Origin of the sequence: Haliscomenobacter sp., from assembly GCF_040403615.1 — a bacterium.
Classification (GTDB): Bacteria; Bacteroidota; Bacteroidia; order Chitinophagales; family Saprospiraceae; genus Haliscomenobacter.
Window position 1 is genome coordinate 37,006 of sequence record NZ_JBBAKG010000008.1, and the last position, 23,157, is coordinate 60,162.

The 23,157-nt window shown below is 46.5% G+C and carries 14 protein-coding genes; 7 read left to right on the plus strand and 7 right to left on the minus strand.

Translation table 11 applies throughout. The features are described 5' to 3' along the window. Window positions 1-66: 66 nt before the first annotated feature. Window positions 67-1,053 (plus strand): 6-phosphofructokinase, encoded by a 987-nt coding sequence (gene pfkA, locus ABW391_RS04245; RefSeq protein ID WP_353480586.1) that lies wholly within the window; start codon window positions 67-69, stop codon window positions 1,051-1,053. 99 nt (window positions 1,054-1,152) lie between these two features. Here pfkA and ABW391_RS04250 read toward each other — a convergent pair whose 3' ends face one another. Then, complete coding sequence (locus ABW391_RS04250) at window positions 1,153-6,840, minus strand: BACON domain-containing protein (RefSeq protein WP_353480587.1); 5,688 nt, start codon at window positions 6,838-6,840, stop codon at window positions 1,153-1,155. 242 nt (window positions 6,841-7,082) lie between these two features. Further along, window positions 7,083-7,940: a hypothetical protein gene (locus tag ABW391_RS04255; RefSeq protein ID WP_353480588.1), complete on the minus strand. Its 858-nt coding sequence runs from the start codon at window positions 7,938-7,940 to the stop codon at window positions 7,083-7,085. A 132-nt stretch (window positions 7,941-8,072) separates the two neighbouring features. Here ABW391_RS04255 and ABW391_RS04260 point away from each other — a divergent pair, with 132 nt between their 5' ends. Beyond that, window positions 8,073-8,708, plus strand: a complete 636-nt coding sequence (locus tag ABW391_RS04260) for a hypothetical protein (RefSeq protein ID WP_353480589.1) — start codon at window positions 8,073-8,075, stop codon at window positions 8,706-8,708. Continuing rightward, entirely contained in the window at window positions 8,705-9,751 is a 1,047-nt protein-coding gene (locus tag ABW391_RS04265; RefSeq protein WP_353480590.1) for a sensor histidine kinase, read from the plus strand. The genes ABW391_RS04260 and ABW391_RS04265 overlap by 4 nt, the downstream gene beginning before the upstream one ends. Window positions 9,752-9,792: 41 nt before the next feature. Here ABW391_RS04265 and ABW391_RS04270 read toward each other — a convergent pair whose 3' ends face one another. From ABW391_RS04270 to ABW391_RS04290, 5 genes are all read right to left on the minus strand, one after another. Beyond that, complete coding sequence (locus ABW391_RS04270; protein ID WP_353480591.1) at window positions 9,793-11,490, minus strand: hypothetical protein; 1,698 nt, start codon at window positions 11,488-11,490, stop codon at window positions 9,793-9,795. A 78-nt stretch (window positions 11,491-11,568) separates the two neighbouring features. Then, the gene (locus ABW391_RS04275; RefSeq protein WP_353480592.1) at window positions 11,569-12,141 is read right to left on the minus strand and encodes an RNA polymerase sigma factor; all 573 of its coding nucleotides are present in this window, start codon (window positions 12,139-12,141) and stop codon (window positions 11,569-11,571) included. A gap of 138 nt (window positions 12,142-12,279) precedes the next feature. Next, complete coding sequence (locus ABW391_RS04280) at window positions 12,280-14,133, minus strand: glycoside hydrolase family 13 protein (protein ID WP_353480593.1); 1,854 nt, start codon at window positions 14,131-14,133, stop codon at window positions 12,280-12,282. A gap of 135 nt (window positions 14,134-14,268) precedes the next feature. Then, a complete protein-coding gene (gene dnaA / locus ABW391_RS04285) occupies window positions 14,269-15,735 on the minus strand; it encodes a chromosomal replication initiator protein DnaA (RefSeq protein WP_353480594.1) in 1,467 nt (488 codons plus the stop codon). 358 nt (window positions 15,736-16,093) lie between these two features. Then, complete coding sequence (locus tag ABW391_RS04290; RefSeq protein WP_353480595.1) at window positions 16,094-17,164, minus strand: substrate-binding domain-containing protein; 1,071 nt, start codon at window positions 17,162-17,164, stop codon at window positions 16,094-16,096. A gap of 205 nt (window positions 17,165-17,369) precedes the next feature. Here ABW391_RS04290 and ABW391_RS04295 point away from each other — a divergent pair, with 205 nt between their 5' ends. From ABW391_RS04295 to ABW391_RS04310, 4 genes are all read left to right on the plus strand, one after another. Continuing rightward, window positions 17,370-18,323 carry an ROK family protein gene (locus ABW391_RS04295; protein WP_353480596.1) on the plus strand — a complete coding sequence of 318 codons (954 nt, stop codon included), beginning with the start codon at window positions 17,370-17,372 and terminating at the stop codon, window positions 18,321-18,323. Between the two features lie 48 nt (window positions 18,324-18,371). Then, window positions 18,372-20,291, plus strand: a complete 1,920-nt coding sequence (nagB, locus tag ABW391_RS04300; RefSeq protein ID WP_353480597.1) for a glucosamine-6-phosphate deaminase — start codon at window positions 18,372-18,374, stop codon at window positions 20,289-20,291. 99 nt (window positions 20,292-20,390) lie between these two features. After that, the gene (locus ABW391_RS04305) at window positions 20,391-22,664 is read left to right on the plus strand and encodes a glycoside hydrolase family 20 protein (protein WP_353480598.1); all 2,274 of its coding nucleotides are present in this window, start codon (window positions 20,391-20,393) and stop codon (window positions 22,662-22,664) included. A gap of 91 nt (window positions 22,665-22,755) precedes the next feature. Beyond that, window positions 22,756-23,052 (plus strand): hypothetical protein, encoded by a 297-nt coding sequence (locus ABW391_RS04310; protein ID WP_353480599.1) that lies wholly within the window; start codon window positions 22,756-22,758, stop codon window positions 23,050-23,052. Window positions 23,053-23,157 lie beyond the last annotated feature (105 nt).

The following is a 23,157-nucleotide window of genomic DNA, read 5'->3' on the forward strand; positions in this document are numbered from 1 at the left end:
ACGGATTTGTGTGTAGGTTGAACTACTCATGAATCCTTTGGATAACCCAACAAGTAGCTACAAGAGATGAAATCAAACATTAAACGCATTGCCGTTTTCACTTCCGGAGGTGATGCTCCGGGCATGAACGCGGCTATTCGTGCAGTGGTTCGTACCGCTTCTTACCACGACTTGCATGTATATGGTATTTCACGTGGGTATGAAGGTATGATTGATGGCGATTTAAAACGTTTGGAACGCAAAGATGTGGCCAACATCATCCACCGTGGGGGTACCATCCTCAAAACGGCAAGGAGCAAACGGTTCATGACGCCTGAAGGCCGTAAAACAGCCTATGAATCCTTAAAAGCCTTCGACATTGATGCTTGTGTTGCCATTGGTGGCAACGGTACGTTTACAGGTGCAAATATTTTTGCGCAGGAACACAATGTGCCCATCATTGGCTTACCAGGTACCATCGACAATGACCTATATGGCACCGACTATACCATTGGCTTTGATACTGCCGTGAATACTGCCATCGATGCAGTAGACAAAATTCGGGATACTGCCGATTCACATGATCGGGTATTTTTTATCGAAGTCATGGGGCGGCACGCAGGGTACATTGCCTTACACACAGGGATCGCGAGTGGTGCGGAGAGTGTAGTCACGCCTGAAATTGATACGACCATTGATGATGTAGTCAATGTACTTCAACGCAGCGCCAAGCGCAAAAAATTGTTTAGCCTGGTCATCGTGGCCGAGGGCAGCAAATTGGGCAACGCCAACGAAATTGCAGCTAAAGTAAACGAATTGCTTCCTGGGGCTTTTGATATTCGGGTAGCCGTAATCGGTCACTTGCAACGTGGCGGTTCTCCTAGCCACCAAGATCGCATGCTGGCCAGTCGCATGGGTCACGCGGCTATAGAGGGCTTGGTTGAAGGCCGTTCCGACGTTATGGCGGGTATTGTCAACGATGAGATCGTTTATACGCCATTTAAAGAGGCTATTTTTAGCGAAAAACCCATCAACAATCAGTTGCTGAAAATGGCTGGAATTTTGGCTATGTAGTGAAAGAGAAAAGCCTGTACTTAACTGGCACCAAACCGGTCACTGAGCGAAGCCGAAGTGCCGGTTTGGTGCCAGTTAAGTACAGGCTTTTCTCTTTCACTAATTCCTATTGATAATCAATTTCTTGTTGATGATTTTGTTATCCGACAAGTAGAAATTGAAAATGTACATTCCTGTAGCAAAGTCGCTCACATCCAATTGCTGCAAATTGCTGGTCTTGTCTTTTTGCACTACAATTCTTCCCATACCATCAAAAACCACCAAACGTGGACTTTGATCTTTGGTGTCAAGTGCATCAAAAACAATATTGACCGTATTCTGGGCTGGATTTGGATATAGCTCGATTCTCGGTATTCTGCCCTCTGTTTTTGTAGTATAAGCAATTTGATGTACAAACTCATCCAGAGTGGTTGCGGTGGTAAAGTTTGTACCGGCTGCTCCTTGAGTTATGGTAATCGAACGGGAAATGCCGTTGGCAGAAACCGTAACTACCGCAGAACGAGATGTGCCAGAAGTATTGGGTTGCAGAAACAAAGTGATTTTGGCATTCCCAAATCCTTCAGATACACCAGACATGATCCAGGAAGCGCTTTCTCGGATAGTCCAGCATCCATTCGATGTAATCGAATCTAGCACCATCGCCGCCGAAGCAGCAGCACTGATTGCATTCGTTTCTACCTCCAGGGTAACTCCAGCAGCACTGCCTTCATCCTGAGTAACTACAATTTTGCGGGTTATTCCTGAACCTGAGACATATACCGTATCTCTACGCAACAAACTACCGTTGTTTTGTTGGAAATATACAAATCCACGGCCATCATTGACTCCATTCACTATACCTGGCATTAACCAAGAACCAGAATTGGACACTGTCCAGGGAATATTAGCTGAAACAGAAAACTGGAAAGTATCTGGCGTGGATATTACGGATTTAGAAAGCGGAGATACAATCAAATATGCAGGTAATCCAGCCTGATTTACAGTCACGGTGCGGGTGATGCCTCCACCAGTAAACGTTAGAATTCCAACGCGTGCCGCTTTGTCATTGGCAGTATAGTTTGTAGTGATGGTTGCATTATTTGTACCCGAAACAGGAGTTGAAGCCATCCAAGGTACATTAGAGCTAACCGTCCAAGCTACATTGGAAGTAAGGGTGGTCGTAAAACTCCCCGCAGCAATCGTTCTTGACTGTGTTGTTGGGGTAACTGTCAGGGTTGGCGTTGCTTGAGTAACCGTGACTGTACGGGTTAGTCCTCCTCCTGTAAAGGTAAGGACGCCAGTGCGTACAGCTCCAGTATTGGCGGCATAATTTGCGGTTACTACCGCATTGCCTGTACCAGAAGTGACTGCAGTGGTCAACCATGCTGCATTGGAGGCAACCGTCCAGTTTATATTGGCCGTCACAGTAATCGCAAAACTTCCTTCCGCAGCGCCAGGAGCAGCAGTTGTTGGACTTAACGTCAAAGCTGGCGCCGCTTGAGTGACAGTCAAAGTACGGCTGATGCCCCCACCTGAGAAAGTAAGCGTACCAGTGCGTAATGCTCCCGTGTTGGCTGTATAATTGGCAGTAATGCTACCATTGTCTTTTCCAGATACTGGAGAAAACGTCAACCATACTGCATTGGATGAAACTGTCCAGTTTACATTGGATGTAAGAGTAATGGCAAAACTTCCGGCTAATGGAGTTACGGATTGGGTAGTTGGCGTAATTGTCAGGTTTGGAGCAGCCTGAGTTACTGTCACAGTACGCGTAAGTCCTCCTCCTGCAAAGGTAAGTACGCCCGTTCTTGCAGTTCCGGTATTTGCCGTAAAAATGGCATTCACCGTTCCATTGTTGCTACCGGAAGTAGGCGTAGCTGTTAGCCAGGCAGTATTGGAAGTTACCGTCCAGGCAATATTGGCGTTGAGAGTAATCACAAAATTGCCTGCTGCTGCGGAAACTGCTTGGGTGGTGGGTGATAAGGTCAAGACTGGCGGTGTTGCCTGGGTGACCGTTACTGTTCTAGTAATGCCTCCTCCCATAAAAGTCAGTACTCCGGTACGTGCATCACCAGTATTGGCGGTATAATTGGCCGTAACCGTGGCATTATTGCTTCCAGAGCTGACGGTTGTTGTCAACCATACCGCATCAGAAATGACCGTCCAGGCCACATTTGAAGTAAGAGTGGTGGTAAAGCTTCCTGCTGCAGAAGTACGCGCTTGAGTTGTCGGAGTTACCGATAAGGTTGGGGCAGCTTGGGTGACTGTCACTGTACGCGTCAGCCCGCCACCAGTGAAGGTGAGTATGCCGGTTCGGAAAGCATCTGTGTTGGCGGTATAACTTGCCGTTAAAGTGCCATTGTTGCTGCCTGAAGTTGGGTTTACCGTTAGCCAGGCTTCACTGGAATTGACCGTCCAGGGTACATTGGAAGTCAGTGTGATGGCAAAGCTACCCGCTGCTGCGCTTGGAGCCAGTGTCGTTGGCGATACCGTAAGTATTGGTGCAACCTGAGTAACGGTCACCGTTCTCGTGATCCCTCCTCCAGTGAAAGTCAATATTCCACTGCGGGAACTGGCTCCTGTATTTGCAGTATAAATCGCGTTTACAGTAGCATTGTTGCTGCCGGAGGTTGGGGAGGTACTGAGCCATACTGCATTGGAATTGACCGTCCAGGCTACATTGGAGGTCAGGGTGATGGCAAAAGTACCTTCCAATGCAGATACGCTTTGCGTAGTTGGGGTCACGGTCAAATTGGGCGTGGCCTGGGTAACCGTTACAGTACGGGTAAGTCCTCCACCACTAAAAGTGAGCGTCCCGGAGCGGGCAGCACCAGTATTGGCGGTATAACTTGCGGTGATTGATCCGTCGTTGCTTCCTGAAGTAGGTGAAGCGGTTAGCCACACTGCGTTGGAAGAAACCGTCCAGTTTACATTGGAAGTCAAGGTAATCGCAAAATTTCCTGCTGCTGCAGATGCAGCTTGGGTCGTTGGAGAAACCGTTAGAGCAGAGGTAGCTTGGGTTACGGTAACAGTACGCGTTACTCCACCTGCACTAAAAGTAAGGATACCTGTACGTGCTGCACCTGTATTGGCCGTAAAATTGGCAGTAACGCTAGCATTACTGGCACTCGAAGTAGGTGAAGCTGTTAACCAGGCGGCATTTGAACTGACCGTCCAGGCTGAATTCGAACTGAGGGAAATGGCAAAACTGCCCGCAGGAGGGCTGATTGACTTAGTAGTTGGGCTTACCGATATTTCTACAAGAATAGCCTGCGTAACCGTTACGGTTTGAATCAAAGTTCCGGCTGTGAATGTGATGGTTCCGGTACGCACAGCACCCGTATTGGCCGTAAAGGTAGCAGTCACCGTTCCATTGTTATTGCCGGAAGTGGGCGAAACCGTCAACCATCCGGCGTCAGAACTCACCGACCAATCTACATTTGCTGTAACTGTAATGGTAAAACTGCCCGCAGAGGAACTAGAGGTTTGGGAAGTCGTAGATACCGTCAACGTCGAATCTGCACCAGTAAACAATGGCGATTCCCAAAGCCCTCTTCCATAAGTACCCGCTTTGATGGTACTGGTTGCATACTGAATTTCCAGATCGAAGATTTCTGCGTTGGGTAACCCCGTATTGAAAAGCACCCAATCTGAAAGGGTATTGTCGATGTAGTAAACACCCACATCCATCCCCAGATAGAGCGCACCATTGCTGCCATTGGCATACGCCAAACAGTTGGCCGGGAGGTTGGGCAAAGTGCCGCTGACATTCGTCCAGGTAGATCCACCATTGGTAGACTTGTATACTTTTAAACCCGCCGAATAGCCTGCCATACAGACCCACACGTTGTTGGGATTGGTATTGTCGATGGCAATGCCATTGATGTAACCCGAAGAATTGGGTTTGGTCAAGGTTGTTGTGGTTGATCCACCATCGGTGGTTTTGTACAAATTACCACCGGAGTTCAAATATTGGTCAGAGCTAAAGTAAACCACATTGGCATTGCTGGGAGCAATCGCAATATTGTTGATGATATAGCCGCCAGTCTGGCCATTGGTCATTTTGGTCCAACTTGTTCCATTGTTGGATGACTTGTACAGGTTTTCATAGCCGATGTAGATCGTAGCAGGAGCGCTAGGTGCCAGGGCGAACGGAGTTACCCAGCCGGCCCCTTCAAAGCCGATGTTGGGAGCAATTGCTGACCAGCCTGATCCTCCATTGATGGAGCGGTATATATCGCCATAATACAATTCGCCATACATGATGTTGCCATTACTGGGGTCGATGGCACAATCCATCCCATCCCCACCAATTTTGTCTGCCCAGGTATTGGCGGTGCTTTTGAGTTTGGTACCATTGTCTTGCAATCCTGCAATAACTTTGGTATCAGTTTGAGAAACGCCAATTTTGTACATCTGACTAATAGACATTCCATTGGTCAAATCTGTCCAGGAAGAACCACCATTAGTAGATTTATAGATGCCCCCATCATTGCATTGGAAAAGGGTAGAATTGTTTTGAAAAGCAATATCGTGCTTATCGGCATGCACTTCAGGTATCGACCCTGTAGCATACCACATTGTATTGATGACCCAGGATGTACCGCCATTGGTAGATTTCCAGGTATTTACGCCACCAATGTAGATGTTGTTGGCATTAGCGGGATCTATGGCCAGGCACAAGTCGTACCAGCCTTGCCCACCTGAATCATTGCCTGTTACATTCCAACCCAACAAGTTGGGAGAAATGGATCTTGATGACCAATTGACTCCTGAATCAGTAGAGGCGTAAAATCCCAAAAAACCATTGTCGGAGCTTTTCGCAACCAATGCGCCTACAAAACTTGAATTTGCGGCACTTACTGCCAAAGCGATTCTTCTGGCTCCTGCTATGGTTGTTCTTGAAGTCCAGGTAGCCCCTGCATCAGCAGAAGTATATATCTGAGTACCGGAGCAGGCATAAAAGGTATTGGCATCTCCCGGCTTTTTTTCCAGGTCATAAATTATCGCACTGCTGAATACTCTTGTCCAGGTTGCCCCGGCATCTATGGTGCGGTAAATACCAGCGTTGGTAGCGGCCATAATAATACTGGTATTTGAGGCATGCATAATCAGCTTGAAGATGACGACACTTTGACCATCGGTAAAACTTAAACCTGTTGCATTCCAGGTGGTTCCACCATCGGTGGTTTTGAAAACGCCCAAAGAAGGGGTGTCAAATCCATCACAATCGCCAGTAGCAAGATACATGGTATCTGGATTGGTGGGGTGGATAACCAAATCGCTGGTACCAATTCGACTCAAGTTTCCAGTCAGGGTAGCCCAGGAAGTACCACCATTGCTGGTTTTCCATAAGCCTCCACCTGCAGTGCAGGCAAAAAAAGTATTGGCATTACTTGGATGAAAAGCAACCCGATTGATGCGGCCTACCCCTCCGTATCCACCAGAAGATGAATTGGGGCCTAAGCTGGTCCAACTGGAGCCACCTGATTGCTGAACGCCCTTTAAGCCGGAGTTGTATTTGCCCATTTCTATTTGACGCACATTTGCTGCAGGAAATGAACCGTCTTTATTGACCCGGTTTTTCCAATAGTATTCCCATCTTTTGTATTGTTTGAATCCTGATCCTTTTGCCGTTCCTGCTTTTTGAAAATAAGTCTCGGCATTTTTCTTGATCGTACCTAAATTGCCTTTAGGATTTAAAAAATCGTTTCCCCAGGGTTGCGCCCTGAGAAATATTGGCGAAAAAAGAAATAGAATTTGAACCGTAGTTCGAAGGAGAGAAAGGGGTGCATTGAATGGTTTCATTTTGCAAAGTTTGTTAGTAGTTGCGGTAATTCGGTGAGTATGATCCACAGACTAAAAACAAATTAATTGCAAGTATTCTACTGAATAATGCATGACTTGATGCTTCAAAACACCTGGTTTTGATAGCATACATAATGAGGAGTAAGTGAAATGAAAGTTTGCGAATTAGAGGAACTAGTGCTTCGCTGTTTATATCAACAAATGTAAACAAAATCTTATTCAAAGATCAAGTTATCGTGCTGTTATTTTTCATTTTTCCATAAAAACAAAGGCACCAAAAAATGGGGAAAGCGCATAAGTAACTCATATACCCACATTTGGAGCCAGTTTTCCCAGAAATCAAAACTGAAATAACTCCATACTCTGGCGAAGGAAGTGAGCAGACCCCAGCAGACCAAATAGGCAAAAATAGTGTTCTTGAATCGAACTGGCCAGACTACCCCCAATGCGGCCAATACATCCAAACTACCGATTACAAAGAGGAAATTCCGGGCGGCAGCTTCTCCGATGTTTAGTGACCGCATGGTCATTTCTACAAAAGTACCAGGTACAGCGTAATACCCCAGCGCGTACAACCCGTGCCCCAAAAAAGTAGCGGAAATGGCAAACCTGGATGCATAGCGAATCCAGAAATCAGGAATCGATCTGCTGCTGATGGCAGCCAGTAGCAAGGGCGTAATCCATTGCAAGGTGTACTCCAACAATTGCCCAAGCTGCCAACTGTATTCCTTCCAGTTCAAAATAGCCAAAAGAAAAAGTACGGCTCCTGAAATACACAGCATCACCCTCGCCAATCTCGGAACCCATTTAATCCCTACGGCTGCGGCGGCACTCAATCCAAAAAAACACCCCATTCCGCGAATAAAAAGCTGAATCCGTTCATCGTAAATGGGGTTGCTTACGTAATCCGACCAGCTGAGCCCAAAAATGTTGGCCACAATATCCCGCATCCAATATTCATCCCACAACAATTCCCGATAAGGCGCGTCCCAAAAGAGGTGCTGCCATGCCCGACCCAATAACAAACCCGCAGCTGCAGTTTGCAAAAACTGAAAGGAAGAGGGGTTAAAACGGGCAATTCTGTTCAAAAACGACAGCATGACTTACAATTTTGGGGAAAGATACCATTTCACCTACTTTCCAATGCTTTTCACCGATTTTTTCCATAGTGCATCTGCATTAAGCCTAATGTTGTAACACAATAATCATCAAAGCATAAACCAACACCAATCATGAAAAAGATTTTGTTTGTAGCCCTGTTGTTTCTGGTCATGCAATCCTGCATCACCTCTTTGTACCCACTGTATACCGAAAACACCTTGGTGACCAAAAAAGAACTGGTTGCCACCTGGAAGGACAAAGAAGGCATGTATTGGAAATTTTACCAAACCGACAAATCCAAAAAGTACCACCTGCGTTGTCGTGCCAATAATTACTATGCGGAGTACGAAGTGGGTATGGTCAAAATTGAAGGCAATTACTTCCTGGACATCGTCATGCAAGAACAACCGATTAGTGACGAGGAAGCGGCAAGAATCAAGAAGGAAGAAGAGGCCCAAAAGAACGGAAAAAAAGGTGCTGAAAATTCCGATGTTGGCTTTTTGGCTTACAACATTCCTGGTCACAGTTTTTACAAACTTGGTTTCAAAGGAGAAAAAATTTATGTTTATCCTTTCAATGAAGATTACCTGAAAGAATTGTTCGAGCAGCGCAAGATTCGGATTAAGCATGAAAACACGGATTCTTCAACTACCGTACTGACTGCTTCTACCAAAGAACTGCAAGAATTCTTTCAGAAATACGGCAACGATGCCAAACTATTTGATAGCAATGAACCCAAAATTTTGAGTAAAGTAGTCAAAAAATGAAAAAAATGATCTCTGCCATAGTCCAAAATCAGGTATTTCAACACTTGTTGTTCTGGACTTTGGCAGGGTTCATCATTTTCCGCATTACTGCCTATAATGCCGAGCTTACACTCACCGATTTTTATTATACCCTGCTTTTTTTGATTCCCGCTTCCTGGGTCGTTTATTGGAACATTGCCTTGATTGAGCGGCTGTTGCCCAAACATCAGTACTGGAAACTTTTGCTGACCATTCTGCTAGTTTTAGTGACGGGAGTTGGTTGGTACTACCTGATTATGAACTACCTGGTGGACTCTATTTTCCCTGGTTATTACTTCATTTCCTATTATCAACCGGGTACAATCTTGGTTTTCCTTAGTGGTTTTTGGTTATTGAGTACATTATTGAATTTGTCCAAAGGCTGGTTTCGGGAGCAAGAGCAGAAACAACAAATTCAACTCCTGGAGAAACAAAAAACCCAAGCCGAACTGGATGCTTTAAAAGCCCAGCTCGATCCCCATTTTTTGTTCAACAACCTGAATAGTTTGTACAGTTTAGCATTGGAAAAAGACCCCAAAACACCCGAAGCCATCCTCAAGCTTTCCGAAAACCTCCGCTATGTGCTGTACGAAGGCGGTGCACCAGAGGTTGAACTAAAACAAGACCTTCAGCACTTGCTCAATTATTTTCAGTTGCAAAAATGGCGCTTTGGAGAAGAAATGCAATTGGATCTGGACATTCAGGTTGGCGAGAATTCTTGTCAAATTGCCCCTCTCCTACTCTTGACTTTGGTGGAAAACAGTTTCAAGCACGTTGGCCGCAATCGAAGTGGACAATACGCTATCAAAGGAAAAATTCGCTTGCAGGAAGAGAAATTGAGTTTTTCCCTCCAAAATACCATCAACCAGCCTGTTGAAGTTGTAAAACCTCATACGAACAGCGGTATTGGCTTGGTAAATTTGCAAAAAAGGTTGGAGATTTTGTACCCAGAGCGCTACTACTTCAATACCCTGAGTACCAGCGATGAATTCATAGCCAAACTGGAGTTGCGCTTGAAACTTTGATCGACAAGAAATACATTCCCATCGATCAAGAGCTTCAATGGCTAATTCGATTTTAGCGCCCTTCGAAGATCAGCTTCGTTGCGGATTTCACGGTCAAAGATTTTCACGTTCAATTTAACGCCTTTTTTGGGATTAGAATCCGCCCATTCGGCTTGGGTTTTCACAATGGCCAACTTTCCTTCAGGGGTCATTAGCCAGAGCAAGTACTCTTTTTTAGAATCAAAATAGACGGTACTGCCGCGGCCTGTATGCAATTGGTACACCGATCCACCAGATTTATCGGTCAAATAAGCCGTTTGATTGGGGTATTTGTTGCCATTTTGGTCCTCGATGGTTCGGATGCGGAAACTGTTGGAAGCCAACGGAGCTGGGCGGTCACAGTTCCAGATGCCAAATGCGTTGATGTCAAAAATATGGTGCACTTTGCGGGCAATGGAGAGGTTACTCTTTCCAGCCTGACTGTCTGTTTCAATTTTATAGCGTTCTTCGAGGGCTTTGATATTTTGGTTGCTGCGCTTTTCCCACTCGGCAAATTCCAATTGATACCTGGCCAGTGCTTCGTCGTATCTCTTTAGTGCATTTTCAAATTCCTTGCCAATGATGACAGGTTGTACCAACAAGCGCAATTGCTGGCTATCGTCAATCAGGGTCAACTCGTATTCTACTTCGCTCAGTCGTTTCAGTCCCGCTGATTTCCATTCCAGATTTAACAAAGCCGGATCAAAGCTGGGGCAATTGGGCAAAACCTGCCAAATCGATCCTTTTTGCAAACTGGCAACGGCTTCCTCCGAACCGGGTTCAACCGGAATCTCGCCACTCCGCAAATCCATGTTGAATGAAATGGCTTTGCCATCTGGCTTAATGGGCTTGGCCGGAGGCAGAGGTGCAGGGTCGGCTGCCAAAATCGCGGATTTTTTAGCTTCAAATTGTTGTTCAGTATTCGAGATTGGATCAAGCTGCATTGCTTCATCAAACACCATGCTGCTGCTGCCCCGAAACTCCCAATTGCGCGCGAGGGTATCGAGGTGGTATACTTTAAAGGTAGGCCAAGAGCCATCGGCTTGGGGCACTACATTGGATTGCAATTCAATGCGGATCTTCTTGCCCGGAGCCATGCCCACGGGTTGACCATTTTGAGTAGCGATGATTTCGATCATACCTGCCGATTGCAGGTAATGCCGCATGCCTGCTGAATCGTAGGTCATCGGAACGCCTGCCATAAAGAAATCGACGGCGTCGTGCATTTCCCGGTAAAAAACGTCTACTTCTCCTGCCTGGATCAGTTGACCCCGGTCGTTTTGGAAAGCAGTACGAGGAATCACCAGGCGGGTACCTTCATTGAGATCAACACTGGCGCCCAGGGCAACATCAATGGAAATTTTCTTGCCTTGAGGCTTGACTTTTGCCAGAGGAGGGTTGACAAAAGGCTTTTGGGCAAAATAGGCATCGGCTACAGCGAGTGATTGCGCTGGAGTAGGCAGGTCATCGAGGGAACGTACAATCAGGAGCAACGCCACCGCTGCTGCTGCCGCAAGGGATGAACCCATGACAATCCAGCGGCGCATGCGGCTGTTGGATTGTCCTTCGCGTGGCGAAATGAATGCTCGAATCTGCCCACCCTCCTGAGTTGATTCGGTGTTCTGGTAGCCGGCTAGTAGGGCATCAAAGTCCTTGAACTTGTTGATGTCTGCTGTGTCCGGCTCCGGAACGTTGCGTTTGATGTTGTAATTGTTCCCCATAGTTAGTAACCTGGTTTTGGATCACAGTTACTCAGAGAGCTGTCATTGTAGCAAAAAAAATGATTTCCTTACTGAATGCTACCCTCCTGATAATTTGCGTTTAAGGCGTTCCAAAATTCGATGTACTTTAACCTTCGCATTGTTCTCGGTGATGCCTTGAATCTCGGCAATTTCCTTGAACGATCGTTGCTCAAAAAAGCGCATTTCAATCAGTTGCATGTCGTCTTCTTTCAGGTTGTCTAGTGCACCCAACATTTTGCGGCGCAGCGCTTCCATTTCTTCGGGATCTGATCCAATTTCATCAATCAGATCGTGCAGTTGCAGGTCGTTGACACTGACCACCCGGTTGCTCTGTTGTTGCCGAAAATGTTGACTTACCTCATTTGCGGCAATGCGAAACAGCCATGCCGAAAAGGGCACGCCCTGAAAAGTATAGGTGTTGATCTTTTGGAGTGCTTTGAGAAAAACTTGCGAAGACAGGTCGCCAGAGAGTTCCATATCGGTAGTACGTCGATAAATCTGTCGAAAAACGGACTCATAGTAACGTTCATATAACGGACGGAACAGTGCCGGGTTGCCCTGGGCTGCGCGAATTTCCTCCCACTCTTGTTGCATTGCAGACTCCGAAACAGTCTTAGTAGACCGATCCATCCATTCGTTTTTTGCAAGGGTACGACTAATTTGCAAATTTGAGAACATCTGGACTTTTTTTTCAGAGTTATTTTTTTCCTATATAATGCAGATTAGGAAAAAGGTTACACTTAATTTACAAATATTTTGAAAAATTCGTCATTTCTTCAACTCCAGCACCATCGCCATCCTCCCATTCACCTGCAAACTTTTTCCGAGGGTCAGTGTCTCCCCGGTTAGCACATTCAGTGCGTTGGTTCTTCCCTTGATTGCTTCAGCATAGTGGTTCAGATCAATCGTTTTGGCTTCGGTGTTTTTGTTCAGGATCACCAAAACCGTCTCGGAGTCGTTGTAGCGACAATAGGTGTAAATGCCATTGCTAGGGGCAAAATGTAAGGTTTTGCCATCGTGGATCACACTTTTTTGTTTGCGCCAGTTCAGCATTTTTTTCAAAAAAGACTGGATGCGTACTTGGTTGGGATTCAAGCCTTCGCCAGTAAATCCGCTGGCGGGATCACCAGCCCAACCGCCGGGGAAATCGCTGCGGATCAAGCCGTGATCGCCGGGTTTGGCGGTGTTTTGAAGTAAAACTTCGGTGCCATAGTAGAGCTGAGGAATGCCGCGGATGGTCAATAGGTAGGTCAGTGCCATTTGCAGCAAATCGACGTCTTCTTTCACTTGTGTGAAAAGGCGATCCATGTCGTGGTTTTCCCCAAAAACCATCAGGGCTTGCGGATTGGCGTACACAAAATCATTGGCCAACGCTTCGTAGAGTTTCACCAAGCCTTTGTCCCATGATTCCGGTTCGACAAGGGACTGGATCAAGGCTTGTTGAAGCGGAAAATCCATGGGGCTTTCGAGGCAGGAGACGTTGCCATCACTGTTCTTTTTGCCTTGTTGCCAGTATGAAGCAATCAGTGGGTTGGTACTCCACTCCTCCCCGACGATGCTGAAATTGGGATACTCGCGCATGATGGAGCAAGACCAGTCTTTCAAAAAAGATTTCGCAGAATACGGATAAGTATCCTGTCTGATCCCCCCCAAACCGAGCGTTTCGATCCACCAGATGCTGTTTTGGATCAGGAATTTGGCCAGATAGGGATTGTCCTGGTTCAGGTCGGGCATATCGGGTACAAACCAGCCTTTGACCATCAATTTTTTGTCAACTTCTGCGGCATACAAGTCTTCGTTGGTGGTACGGCGGTGATTGGTCATCTGAATGGAATCTGCATAATTGACCCAGTTTTTGAAGGGCAAATCCTTCATCCACCAGTACTGCACTCCTGAGTGGTTAACCACATCGTCTTTGATGAGCTTGATGCCTTTTTGACGGGCTTTGTCCGCCAATTCTTTATACTCAGCCAGGTTGCCAAAGCGGGGATCTACTTTATAGTAATCGGTGATCGCGTAGCCGTGGTACGACCATTTGGGCATGTTGTTTTCCAACAGTGGAGTTGGCCAAATGGCGGTAATGCCCAAATCAGCCAGGTAATCCAGGCTATTGATGATGCCTCGAATGTCACCACCGTGGCGGGCATAATCCGACTTGCGATCGATGGTTTTTTCCCTTAGTGTATCGCTGAAATCGTTAAGGGGGTCGCCATTGACAAAGCGATCAGGCGTAATCAAATAAATGACATCTTTGGAGGAAAAGCCCATTTGGTTTTGGGCGGCTTTATTGCGCGGCAGCAGGTTGTAAGTATAGGTTTGAGTAGCCTGTCCTGCTTTTTTGAAGTTGATCTTGAAACTACCCGCCTGGGTGCTGGCAGCAATCACCAGGTCTACAAAGAGGTAATTTTTGCTGTCCCCACTGTGCACGGCTTTGATGCTTACGCCGGGATAAGCGAGGCTTGGGGTGGTTTCTCCGATGTTTTTGCCGCTGATCATCAGTTGCAGTTCCTGATTTTTCATTCCTACCCACCAGTTCATGGGTTCGATTCGGTCAATTTGGGCAAAAAGGCACAGTGCCCACAGGGACAATACCCCACTGCACATCCATTTCAATCGTGACATTGCTAATCTGTTTAGATCCCATGAGGATGAGTCATGGGAGTAAGTTTCAGGCAGCAAAATAGTATAAATACAGAAAAAGCATCAAGAACGATTTGTCCTTGATGCTTTTTAACATAAAAAATAAAGCTGACGAGATTATTTCTCACTCAAGCTCATGCGGATTTTCTTTTCCAGATCGCTCACGGTCTCTTTGAAAAACGGATCGGTCTCCATCAAATCCTGGACGGTGCGGCAAGAATAAATCACGGTGCTGTGGTCCCGACCACCGAAAACTTCGCCGAGTGCCTTTAAGGAACGGTCGGTCATGTTTTTGGCCAGGTACATGCTGAGTTGGCGCGCAATAACGATGGATCGTTTGCGGGTTTTGCCGTTAAGGGTTTCTACGGGAACTTTGAAGTGATCCGCTACGAGTTTTTGGATGAACTCGACGGTGATTTCTTTATTGATTTCGGTCACAAAATTCCGCACCACTTCTTTAGCCAAATCGATGTCGATCTCGCGGCGATTAAGTGAAGACTGGGCGATCAAGCTGATCAATACGCCTTCCAGTTCGCGGATGTTGTTTTTGATGTTGTAGCAAATGAACTCGGTTACGTCCTGCGCGATTTCTACGCCCTCTTTCATCATCTTGTGTTCAAGGATGGCGATTCTTGTTTCAAGGTCGGGAGCTTGAACATCAGCAGAAAGGCCCCATTTGAAACGAGAAATCAGGCGTTCTTCCATATCCTGTAAATCTTTCGGAGGGCGGTCGGCTGTCAGGATAATTTGTTTGCCGTTTTGGTGCAGCTGGTTGAAAATGTGGAAAAAGATGTCTTGGGTCTTTTTCTTTCCTTCCAAAAACTGGATGTCATCCACAATCAACACATCGATGAGCTGGTAAAAAGTAACCACATCATTGATGGCATTGTTTTTGATGCCCGCGATGATCTGGTTGGTAAATTTTTCTGCAGAAACGTAAAGCACGGTTTTGGTAGGAAACTTTTCCAGAATCTCATTGCCGATTGCCTGCGCAAGGTGGGTTTTGCCCAAGCCAACGTTGCCAAAAATGACCAGCGGGTTGAAGGACGTTTGTCCAGGTTTGCGCGAAATAGCATAGCCAGCCGAACGCGCCAGACGGTTGCAATCGCCTTCGATGTAATTGTCGAAGCGATAGTTGGGGTTCAGTTGTGGATCTACCCGCATCTTTTTAATCCCTGGTATTACAAAGGGATTTTTGATGGAATCGGTGTCCACATTATTGTAGTAAGGAAGTTGCTCAGAAATAGAAAATGTACTACTGTTCGTTTGGGCTTTTTCAAAGCTTCCATTCGAAATAGCAATGTGTTTACGTTTCTCCTCTTCACGCGAGTCGTTCACCAAAATTTGGTATTCCAGGCGACCCTTATCACCCAGTTGACTGCGGATACTTGTTTTGAGTAGCGACACATAGTGCTCTTCCAACCATTCATAGAAGTACTTGTTGGGTACTTGAATGGTCAGCGCGTTTCCATCAAGCCTAATGGCTTTGATGGGCTCAAACCAAGTCCTGAATGCCTGCATGTTAACATTGTTGCGAATGTTTTGCAGACAGCTCTCCCACACTGTAGCATGATCTTTAACCATTCTCCAGAATCTTTCGCCAATAGCGTTATACAATAAATAGTCTCAATTTGTAATAGAGAGCGTATCAGTAAGTTAGTAAAAATGTATAGTTTGAGTAAATGCGTTAGCATTACATCTAGTTCAAACCGTTCCCTTCATCGGAGGAATACAAAGATGGAAAAAAGAATCGGTTTAGGAAAATCCGTTCGTCGACTTTTTTCTTTTTAGGAGGGCCAAAAAAGTGGAACTGCCTGTAAACCTTTGGGTCTGGGCGCAAATATTTTTTTTGGGCTTATACACATCTCGCTCTTTTCTTCCCGCTATTTTTTTGTTCAAAATTTTTTGTTGCTGACCGTAGCTTCATTTGGTATTTGTTGGATTAGTTTCCCAATTCTCTTTTCGTGTAATAGGCAGCATTCTCGGCTACTACAATGTCCAATGGCAGGTGTTGTACTCTAGGCAATTGTTTCTTAAAAATGAAATAATCGGTCAGATTTTTTATGGCCGAATACCCCTGATAGTTAGCGTTTTGATTGATCAAAAAATCAACTTTACCCATTTGTAAAAACTTCAGATTGTTGGGTATTAGATCGAAGCCCAGAATCCGCAGTTGATCAAACGGGTGGCCTTCCAGCGCCTCTACCAGTTTATAAGCCCTTGAGTTGCTCACAAAAACTGCTTTGATGTTTTTATACTGTTGGAAAAGATTATACAACTGCGCTTTCAAGAATTCTGGAGCATCAAATTCTTCTACATCCTGTCGATGAATTGGAAAATTGATGAGTTTATTTTGGCTAAAATAGTGGCGCAGCCCTCGTTCCTTATCCATCAAGTGCTTGGCGTTGGCGGTTTCTTTGTCCAAATTCAGCAGTAAAATTGCCCCAGGGCCATCCATGGCAAATTGCAACAATTTACCTGCAAGAACGCCACTTTGGTAGGAATCTTGTCCAATGTACGACATGACTTGTGGATGCTCGACGTCGGTATTGATGAGGATGGTCGGGATTTGTGCTTCGGCGCAATGATCCAAAATCAGCAGGGATTCCTTCAGGAAAATGGGGGGGAAAACCAGGGCATCGGGTTTCTGCGCGATTAATTCTAGTGCTTTGTTCTGGAAATCCTGGGGATTAAACAAGTCGAACATTTGCTCGCCCAGTACAACACCATAATGCTTCACCGCGCGTTGCGCCCTGCGCATTCCCAACAGCGGCTGATCCCAGTATGGATCGCTGTGCAATGCTGGCATCAACACGCCCATGGTCAAGATGCGATTGAATGCCAGGGTACTTGCAATTAAATTGGGTTCAAAATTAAGGTCTTGCATCACCTGCAATACTTTTTCCTTGACCTCCACAGAAACTCGCCCACGATCATGGATGACTCGATCAACCGTTCCCGTTGAAACCCCCGCTTGCGCCGCAATGTCTTTTATGGTTGTCCTTTTGTTCATCAACTAATTTGAAAAAAATTCAGAATATAATTTTAGGGTGTGCGCACACGCAAAGATAGAAAAAAGTCTGTTCGCGCAAACTTTAAAAATTTTTCACTGCGTGTGCGCACACACAATCAAAAAATAACCTACCTTTGCCTCAAGATGAGAAAATAGCGCTGAAGCGTACTATTTTGCCTCAACAACCACGAAATTGAACGTTCAAGTGAAAAACAATGCAGTAATTGGGATTGATATTGGCGGAACAGGTACCAAGTTGGCCATAATAGATTCGGCTGGTCAAATATTGGAGCGCAGCAGTTTTAACACCCAGGCTCAAAGAGGTGGCGAAAAGTTTATTGCGGCCATTACCAATTCAGTTTTGGAATTGCAGCAGCGGATGAGCGATACGCATACGATCATTGGTATTGGCATTGGCGCCCCTGCCTGCGACGAGCTTTCCGGAACAATTACAGGTGCGGCAAATCTGCCTTTTACGGAAACCCTTCCGGTTCGACAATTGGTCGAAGAGCAATGTGGACTGCCCACTCGGCTGGCCAACGATGCCAATGTTGCAGCCATCGGCGAAGGCCAATTTGGCGGAGCCAAAGGCATGAACAATTATGCATTGGTGACCTTGGGAACGGGCTTGGGTTCAGGGGTGATCGTGGATGGCAAAGTAGTGATTGGCAACCATGGACTGGCCAGTGAATTTGGGCATACGTTTGTGGTACGGGATGGTCGCAAATGTGGCTGTGGTCAAAACGGCTGCCTCGAAACCTATGTCTCCGCCACCGGAATCAAGCGCACGGTTTTTGAACTGATTTGCCAAACGACCTACGATAGCCCTTTGCGCAATTACAGCTTCCATCAGTTGAGTGCACGAGACATCACTCAGGCCGCTCAGGATGGCGACTTTTTGGCGCAGGAAGCTTTTCGGCTCACTGGAGAAATGTTGGGCTACAAAATCGCCGACCTCATTGTACTGTTTGACCCACAGGCTGTTTTTTTAGCGGGTGGCCTAGCCTTGGCCGGATCCCTGATTTTGGACCCCGCCAAGAAAAGCCTCGAAAAGCATACCATCGCGATGTTTAAAGGCAAATCGGAACTGAAGCTTTCTGAACTCGGCAGTGAAGACGCTGCCTTGTTGGGAGCAGCATCCTTGATTTATCGACGCTGAAAGTACTTACAATATTCAACCGTTAAAAAACCTGAAAAACCGTTCCATATGGACTTTCTTAAATACCAACTCAAGTCGGTAGAAAAAATCCCGACAAAAGTTTGGGCAGATGCCCGCGAAGGCTCAAAGCACGTAGCCCAAACCATTGCTTTGGCCATTCGTCAAAGGCAACAGGAAGGTGAAAACATTGTATTGGGCCTCGCTACTGGCTCCTCCCCTATCCAGGTGTACCAGGAATTGGTACGACTGCACAAAGAGGAAGGCTTGAGTTTCAAGAACGTAATTACCTTCAACCTCGATGAGTATTACCCAATGAAGCCGGATGCACAACAAAGTTATGTGCGTTTTATGCGCGAATACCTTTTTGACCACATCGACATCAAGAAAGAGAACATACATATCCCTGACGGTACGCTGCCCATTGATCAGGTGGAAGAATATTGCCGCCAGTACGACAAGCAAATAGAATTGCTGGGAGGCATCGATATTCAATTGCTGGGTATTGGCCGCACCGGACACATTGGTTTCAACGAACCGGGATCGTGGGACACTTCCGATACCCGCATGGTGCGGCTAGATGCCCTGACCCGCCGGGACGCCCTCAAAGACTTCCCCAATGAGGAAGATGTGCCTTACCGCGCCATGACCATGGGAATTCGGTCTATTCTCAAGGCCAAGTCCATTCACTTGTTGGCCTGGGGGCAGCACAAAGCCGAGGTGGTTAGAAAAGCAGTTGAAGATGAGATTACCCCTTCGGTACCTTCCTCTTTTTTGCAAAAACACCCCAACACCCGTTTTCATGTAGATTCTGGTGCAGCGGAAGAATTGACCAAGTACCAATCCCCCTGGTTGATTGGCATTTGCAACTGGGACGATGACCTGATTTGCAAAGCGGTCATTTGGCTGTCGCAAAAAGTAGGCAAGCCGATCCTTAAACTCACCAGTGAGGACTACAACGAACACGGCTTGAGTGATTTGACGCTGGAATATGCCGCAGCATACGAGATCAATATCAAGATTTTCAACCGTTTGCAGCATACCATCACCGGGTGGCCAGGTGGCAAGCCCAATGCCGATGACTCTACCCGTCCAGAACGTGCCAAACCGGCCAAGAAGCGGGTGATCATCTTTAGTCCACACCCAGATGACGACGTCATTTCGATGGGCGGAACTTTTTTGCGCCTCGTTGAGCAAGGACACGACGTACACGTAGCTTATCAAACTTCGGGCAACATTGCGGTACACGATTACGATGCCTTGCGTTTTGTGGAGTTTTTGCAGGAATACAATGAATCTGGGGCCAACAATGGCCACAAGGAAGATTTGGCCAAAAACTACAAGAAGATCCTGAAGTTTTTGCACAATAAGAAGTCGGACGAAATGGACATTGCCGAGTTGCGCTCTGTAAAAGGACTCATCCGTAGAGGTGAAGCCCGTGCCGGAGCTCGCTCTTGTGGTCTAGACGACGAACACATCCATTTCCTCGATTTGCCATTTTATGAAACAGGTCGCACCAGAAAAAATCCGGTTGGCGAAGATGATGTAAAGATCATCAACGAACTAATGGCCAAAATCAAACCGCATCAGGTGTTCGCAGCAGGCGACCTGGCCGATCCACACGGTACCCACCGGGTTTGTTTGGATGCGATCTTCATGTCTTTCGAAGCGCTGAAAGAAGAAGCATGGATGAAAGATTGCTGGTTGTGGTTGTACCGGGGTGCTTGGCACGAATGGTCTACCCACGAAATTGAAATGGCGGTGCCGATCAGTCCAGAGCAGTTGCTCAAAAAGCGCCGGGCCATCTTTATGCACCAGTCGCAAAAAGACCGTCCACCATTCCCTGGCAATGATGAACGGGAGTTTTGGCAACGCGCCGAAGACCGCAACCGGGATACGGCTCATATTTACCGCCAACTGGGTTTGGCAGAGTACGAAGCAATTGAAGCATTCCGCCGCTGGAAGTTTTAATGTCTGTATAGATCTCATTATAAGTAGGGACGTGATAAATCGCGTCTCTACTTAACCTATTTTAGACTACGCCCGAGCGATTTTTTTAAACCAGATTGCATGAAATATTTAATTGGCTTGTTGCTGATATTGTTCAGTTGGGGCTACATTCTTGCCCAATCTCTTCCCATTATCCCCCTCCCACAACAAATTACTGCCAAGTCAGGGCAATTTGTTGTGAGTAGTCAAACCAATATTCGTTTTGACTTGGGAAACGAGAACGTAGGCCTTGCCGCAAGCTATTTCAATCAATGGCTCAACAGTTACGCGGGATACAGCCTTGCATTTGGAAAAGCAGAGAAGAATACCATTATTCTGGAACTTAGCCCCAACGTGCAACTAGCGGAAGGTTACTCCCTCCAAATCACTCCAGATCAAATCAAAATCCAGGCCTGGCAGCCAGCCGGTTTGTTTTATGGCATTCAATCGTTGATTCAGTTGTTTCCGGTTAGGGCCACAGGGCAAAGCAGCTTACCCTGCGTTGACATCCAGGATCAGCCTGCTTTTGGTTACCGGGGCGTCATGCTGGATGTAGGCCGCTACTTCTTTGGGCCCGAACAGGTGAAATCCTTTATCGATATGTTGGCTCGGTACAAAATCAATCGCTTTCATTGGCACCTGACCGAAGATCAGGGCTGGCGCATCGAAATCAAAAAGTACCCTAAACTGCAAGAAATTTCCGCCTGGCGCAATGAAACCCTGGTTGGAAAACTAAGCAACGATGCCCCAAAAAAATTTGATGGGCAAAAGCATGGTGGTTTTTATACCCAGGAAGAGGTCAAGGACATTGTAGAATATGCCCGTCAGCGCTTCATTACGATTATTCCCGAGATTGAAATGCCGGGACATGCACAGGCTGCCATTGCTGCCTATCCCGAATTGGGATGTACAGATCAAAAATTGGGAGTAGCGACCTATTGGGGCGTTTCTAAAAATGTATTTTGCCCCAATGAAGCCACTTTCAAATTTTTGGAAGATGTTTTGAGTGAGGTAATCCCTTTGTTTCCCAGCCCGTACATCCACATTGGTGGAGATGAATGCCCCAAGGATCAATGGAAGACCAATGCGGTGGCGCAGGAGATCATCAAGCGGGAAAAACTCAAGGATGAGCATGAATTGCAAAGCTATTTCATCCGGCGTATTGAAAAATACTTGAACCAGCACGGCAAACAAATCATTGGTTGGGACGAGATTTTAGAGGGGGGCCTGGCTCCCAATGCTACGGTAATGTCTTGGCGGGGCACAGAAGGCGGCATCGAAGCCGCCAAGCAAAACCATACCGTCATCATGACGCCTACCTCTTATTGCTACATTGATTACTACCAGTCCTTGCATCCCGACGAACCCTTGGCCATTGGCGGATACTTACCCCTGAAAAAGGTATACAGTTACAACCCCATTCCGAAAGAACTGAATGCAGAACAGGCCAAATACATTCTGGGCGCCCAAGCCAACTTGTGGACGGAATACATCAAAGAACCCTCCAAATTGCAATACATGGCCAATCCCAGAGTACAGGCATTGGCCGAAGTGACCTGGTCTGGCGAAGCACAAAAGAACTTTCCAGATTTTGTGAATCGACTGCTTACGCACCAGCAAGTCTGGAAAAGAGAGGGCTACAATTTTGGAAACCACCTCTTTGATATTGACGTTCAAGCTGCCGCCGAAGGAAATGGGGTAAAAATAAACGCATCCAATCCGTCCCAACAAGGCACAATTCGGTATTCCAGCAATGGCTCCTCCCCTACTGTGACTAGCCCAGCTATTGGCAATAAACTTGACTTAAATCAAACTGGAACCTACGTGTTTCAATCCTTCCTGGACGGACAAGCGATTGGCCGTTCTGCCAAACTGGAACTCAACTTTCACCGTGCAGCGGGTAAAAAAATCACCTTGAGTACCCCTCCATCACCTCAGTACAGTGGATCAGGCAATGGATCCTTGATCAATGGCGTGGTTGGCAGCAACCTACGGTTCAATGATGCAGAATGGCTGGGATTTTCTGGAAAAGACTTGGTTGCGGTAATCGACCTAGGCAAAGCTACTGCGGTAAAAGCCGTTAAGCTGCGTTTTTTCAGTAGCGCGGGCCAATGGGTGTATGCGCCTAAAGCCGTGAAATTGAGCTGGAGCAACGATGAAAATCGTTTTGAAAAATCCCAAAGCAGCACCATCGCTGCGGGTAAAGACAACATTGTTGCACCAACCATAGCATTAAAAAAGGCCAAAGCGCGTTACCTCAAGCTAGAAATCAGCAATTTTGGGGAAATCCCAGCGGGCGCACCCGGTGCAGGAAATCGTTCCTGGCTCTTTGTTGATGAAATCATTGTGGAATAATCACTTGATTGATACCTGGAGAAGAAGGCTTTTTTCGTAGCCTTTTTATCGTCCACCCTCTTCTCCGGGCAACAATCCTTAATCATAGATCATGCACGGCATCACGAGCAAAACACTAGACGACGTTTACCGCGAATTGGAAAGCATTCAGGTAGACGACCATGCTTTTGGCACCATCGCCAATTTATTGGATGAATCCATCACCTTAACTTCCAAGATTTGTCCACGCAACAGCTACGCCATGAGCGCATTGGAAAAAATATGGAAGCAAAAACTCCAAAAAGCTGGTGAAATTGAAAAGCACCTCCCCTCTCATCTTACCGAATTGGATGAAGTGCGCAAGGGGCTGATGATGGAGATCTACTCGAATTTGTATTTTGGGATTTGATTTGGGGGCAGCTTCGCTGCTGTTTTATTCTACCACCTCAGTCACTTTAGAATCACCTAAGAAAATGCATTGACTTAGGTGACCCTTAGGTGTCTCAAGTGCCTA

Bases quoted from the DNA above. Each gene is read 5' to 3' on its own strand.
- pfkA (WP_353480586.1), top strand. From the start codon at position 67: ATGAAATCAAACATTAAACGCATTGCCGTTTTCACTTCCGGAGGTGAT.
- ABW391_RS04250 (WP_353480587.1), bottom strand. From the start codon at position 6,840: ATGAAACCATTCAATGCACCCCTTTCTCTCCTTCGAACTACGGTTCAA.
- ABW391_RS04255 (WP_353480588.1), bottom strand. From the start codon at position 7,940: ATGCTGTCGTTTTTGAACAGAATTGCCCGTTTTAACCCCTCTTCCTTT.
- ABW391_RS04260 (WP_353480589.1), top strand. From the start codon at position 8,073: ATGAAAAAGATTTTGTTTGTAGCCCTGTTGTTTCTGGTCATGCAATCC.
- ABW391_RS04265 (WP_353480590.1), top strand. From the start codon at position 8,705: ATGAAAAAAATGATCTCTGCCATAGTCCAAAATCAGGTATTTCAACAC.
- ABW391_RS04270 (WP_353480591.1), bottom strand. From the start codon at position 11,490: ATGGGGAACAATTACAACATCAAACGCAACGTTCCGGAGCCGGACACA.
- ABW391_RS04275 (WP_353480592.1), bottom strand. From the start codon at position 12,141: ATGGATCGGTCTACTAAGACTGTTTCGGAGTCTGCAATGCAACAAGAG.
- ABW391_RS04280 (WP_353480593.1), bottom strand. From the start codon at position 14,133: ATGTCACGATTGAAATGGATGTGCAGTGGGGTATTGTCCCTGTGGGCA.
- dnaA (WP_353480594.1), bottom strand. From the start codon at position 15,735: ATGGTTAAAGATCATGCTACAGTGTGGGAGAGCTGTCTGCAAAACATT.
- ABW391_RS04290 (WP_353480595.1), bottom strand. From the start codon at position 17,164: ATGAACAAAAGGACAACCATAAAAGACATTGCGGCGCAAGCGGGGGTT.
- nagB (WP_353480597.1), top strand. From the start codon at position 18,372: ATGGACTTTCTTAAATACCAACTCAAGTCGGTAGAAAAAATCCCGACA.
- ABW391_RS04305 (WP_353480598.1), top strand. From the start codon at position 20,391: ATGAAATATTTAATTGGCTTGTTGCTGATATTGTTCAGTTGGGGCTAC.
- ABW391_RS04310 (WP_353480599.1), top strand. From the start codon at position 22,756: ATGCACGGCATCACGAGCAAAACACTAGACGACGTTTACCGCGAATTG.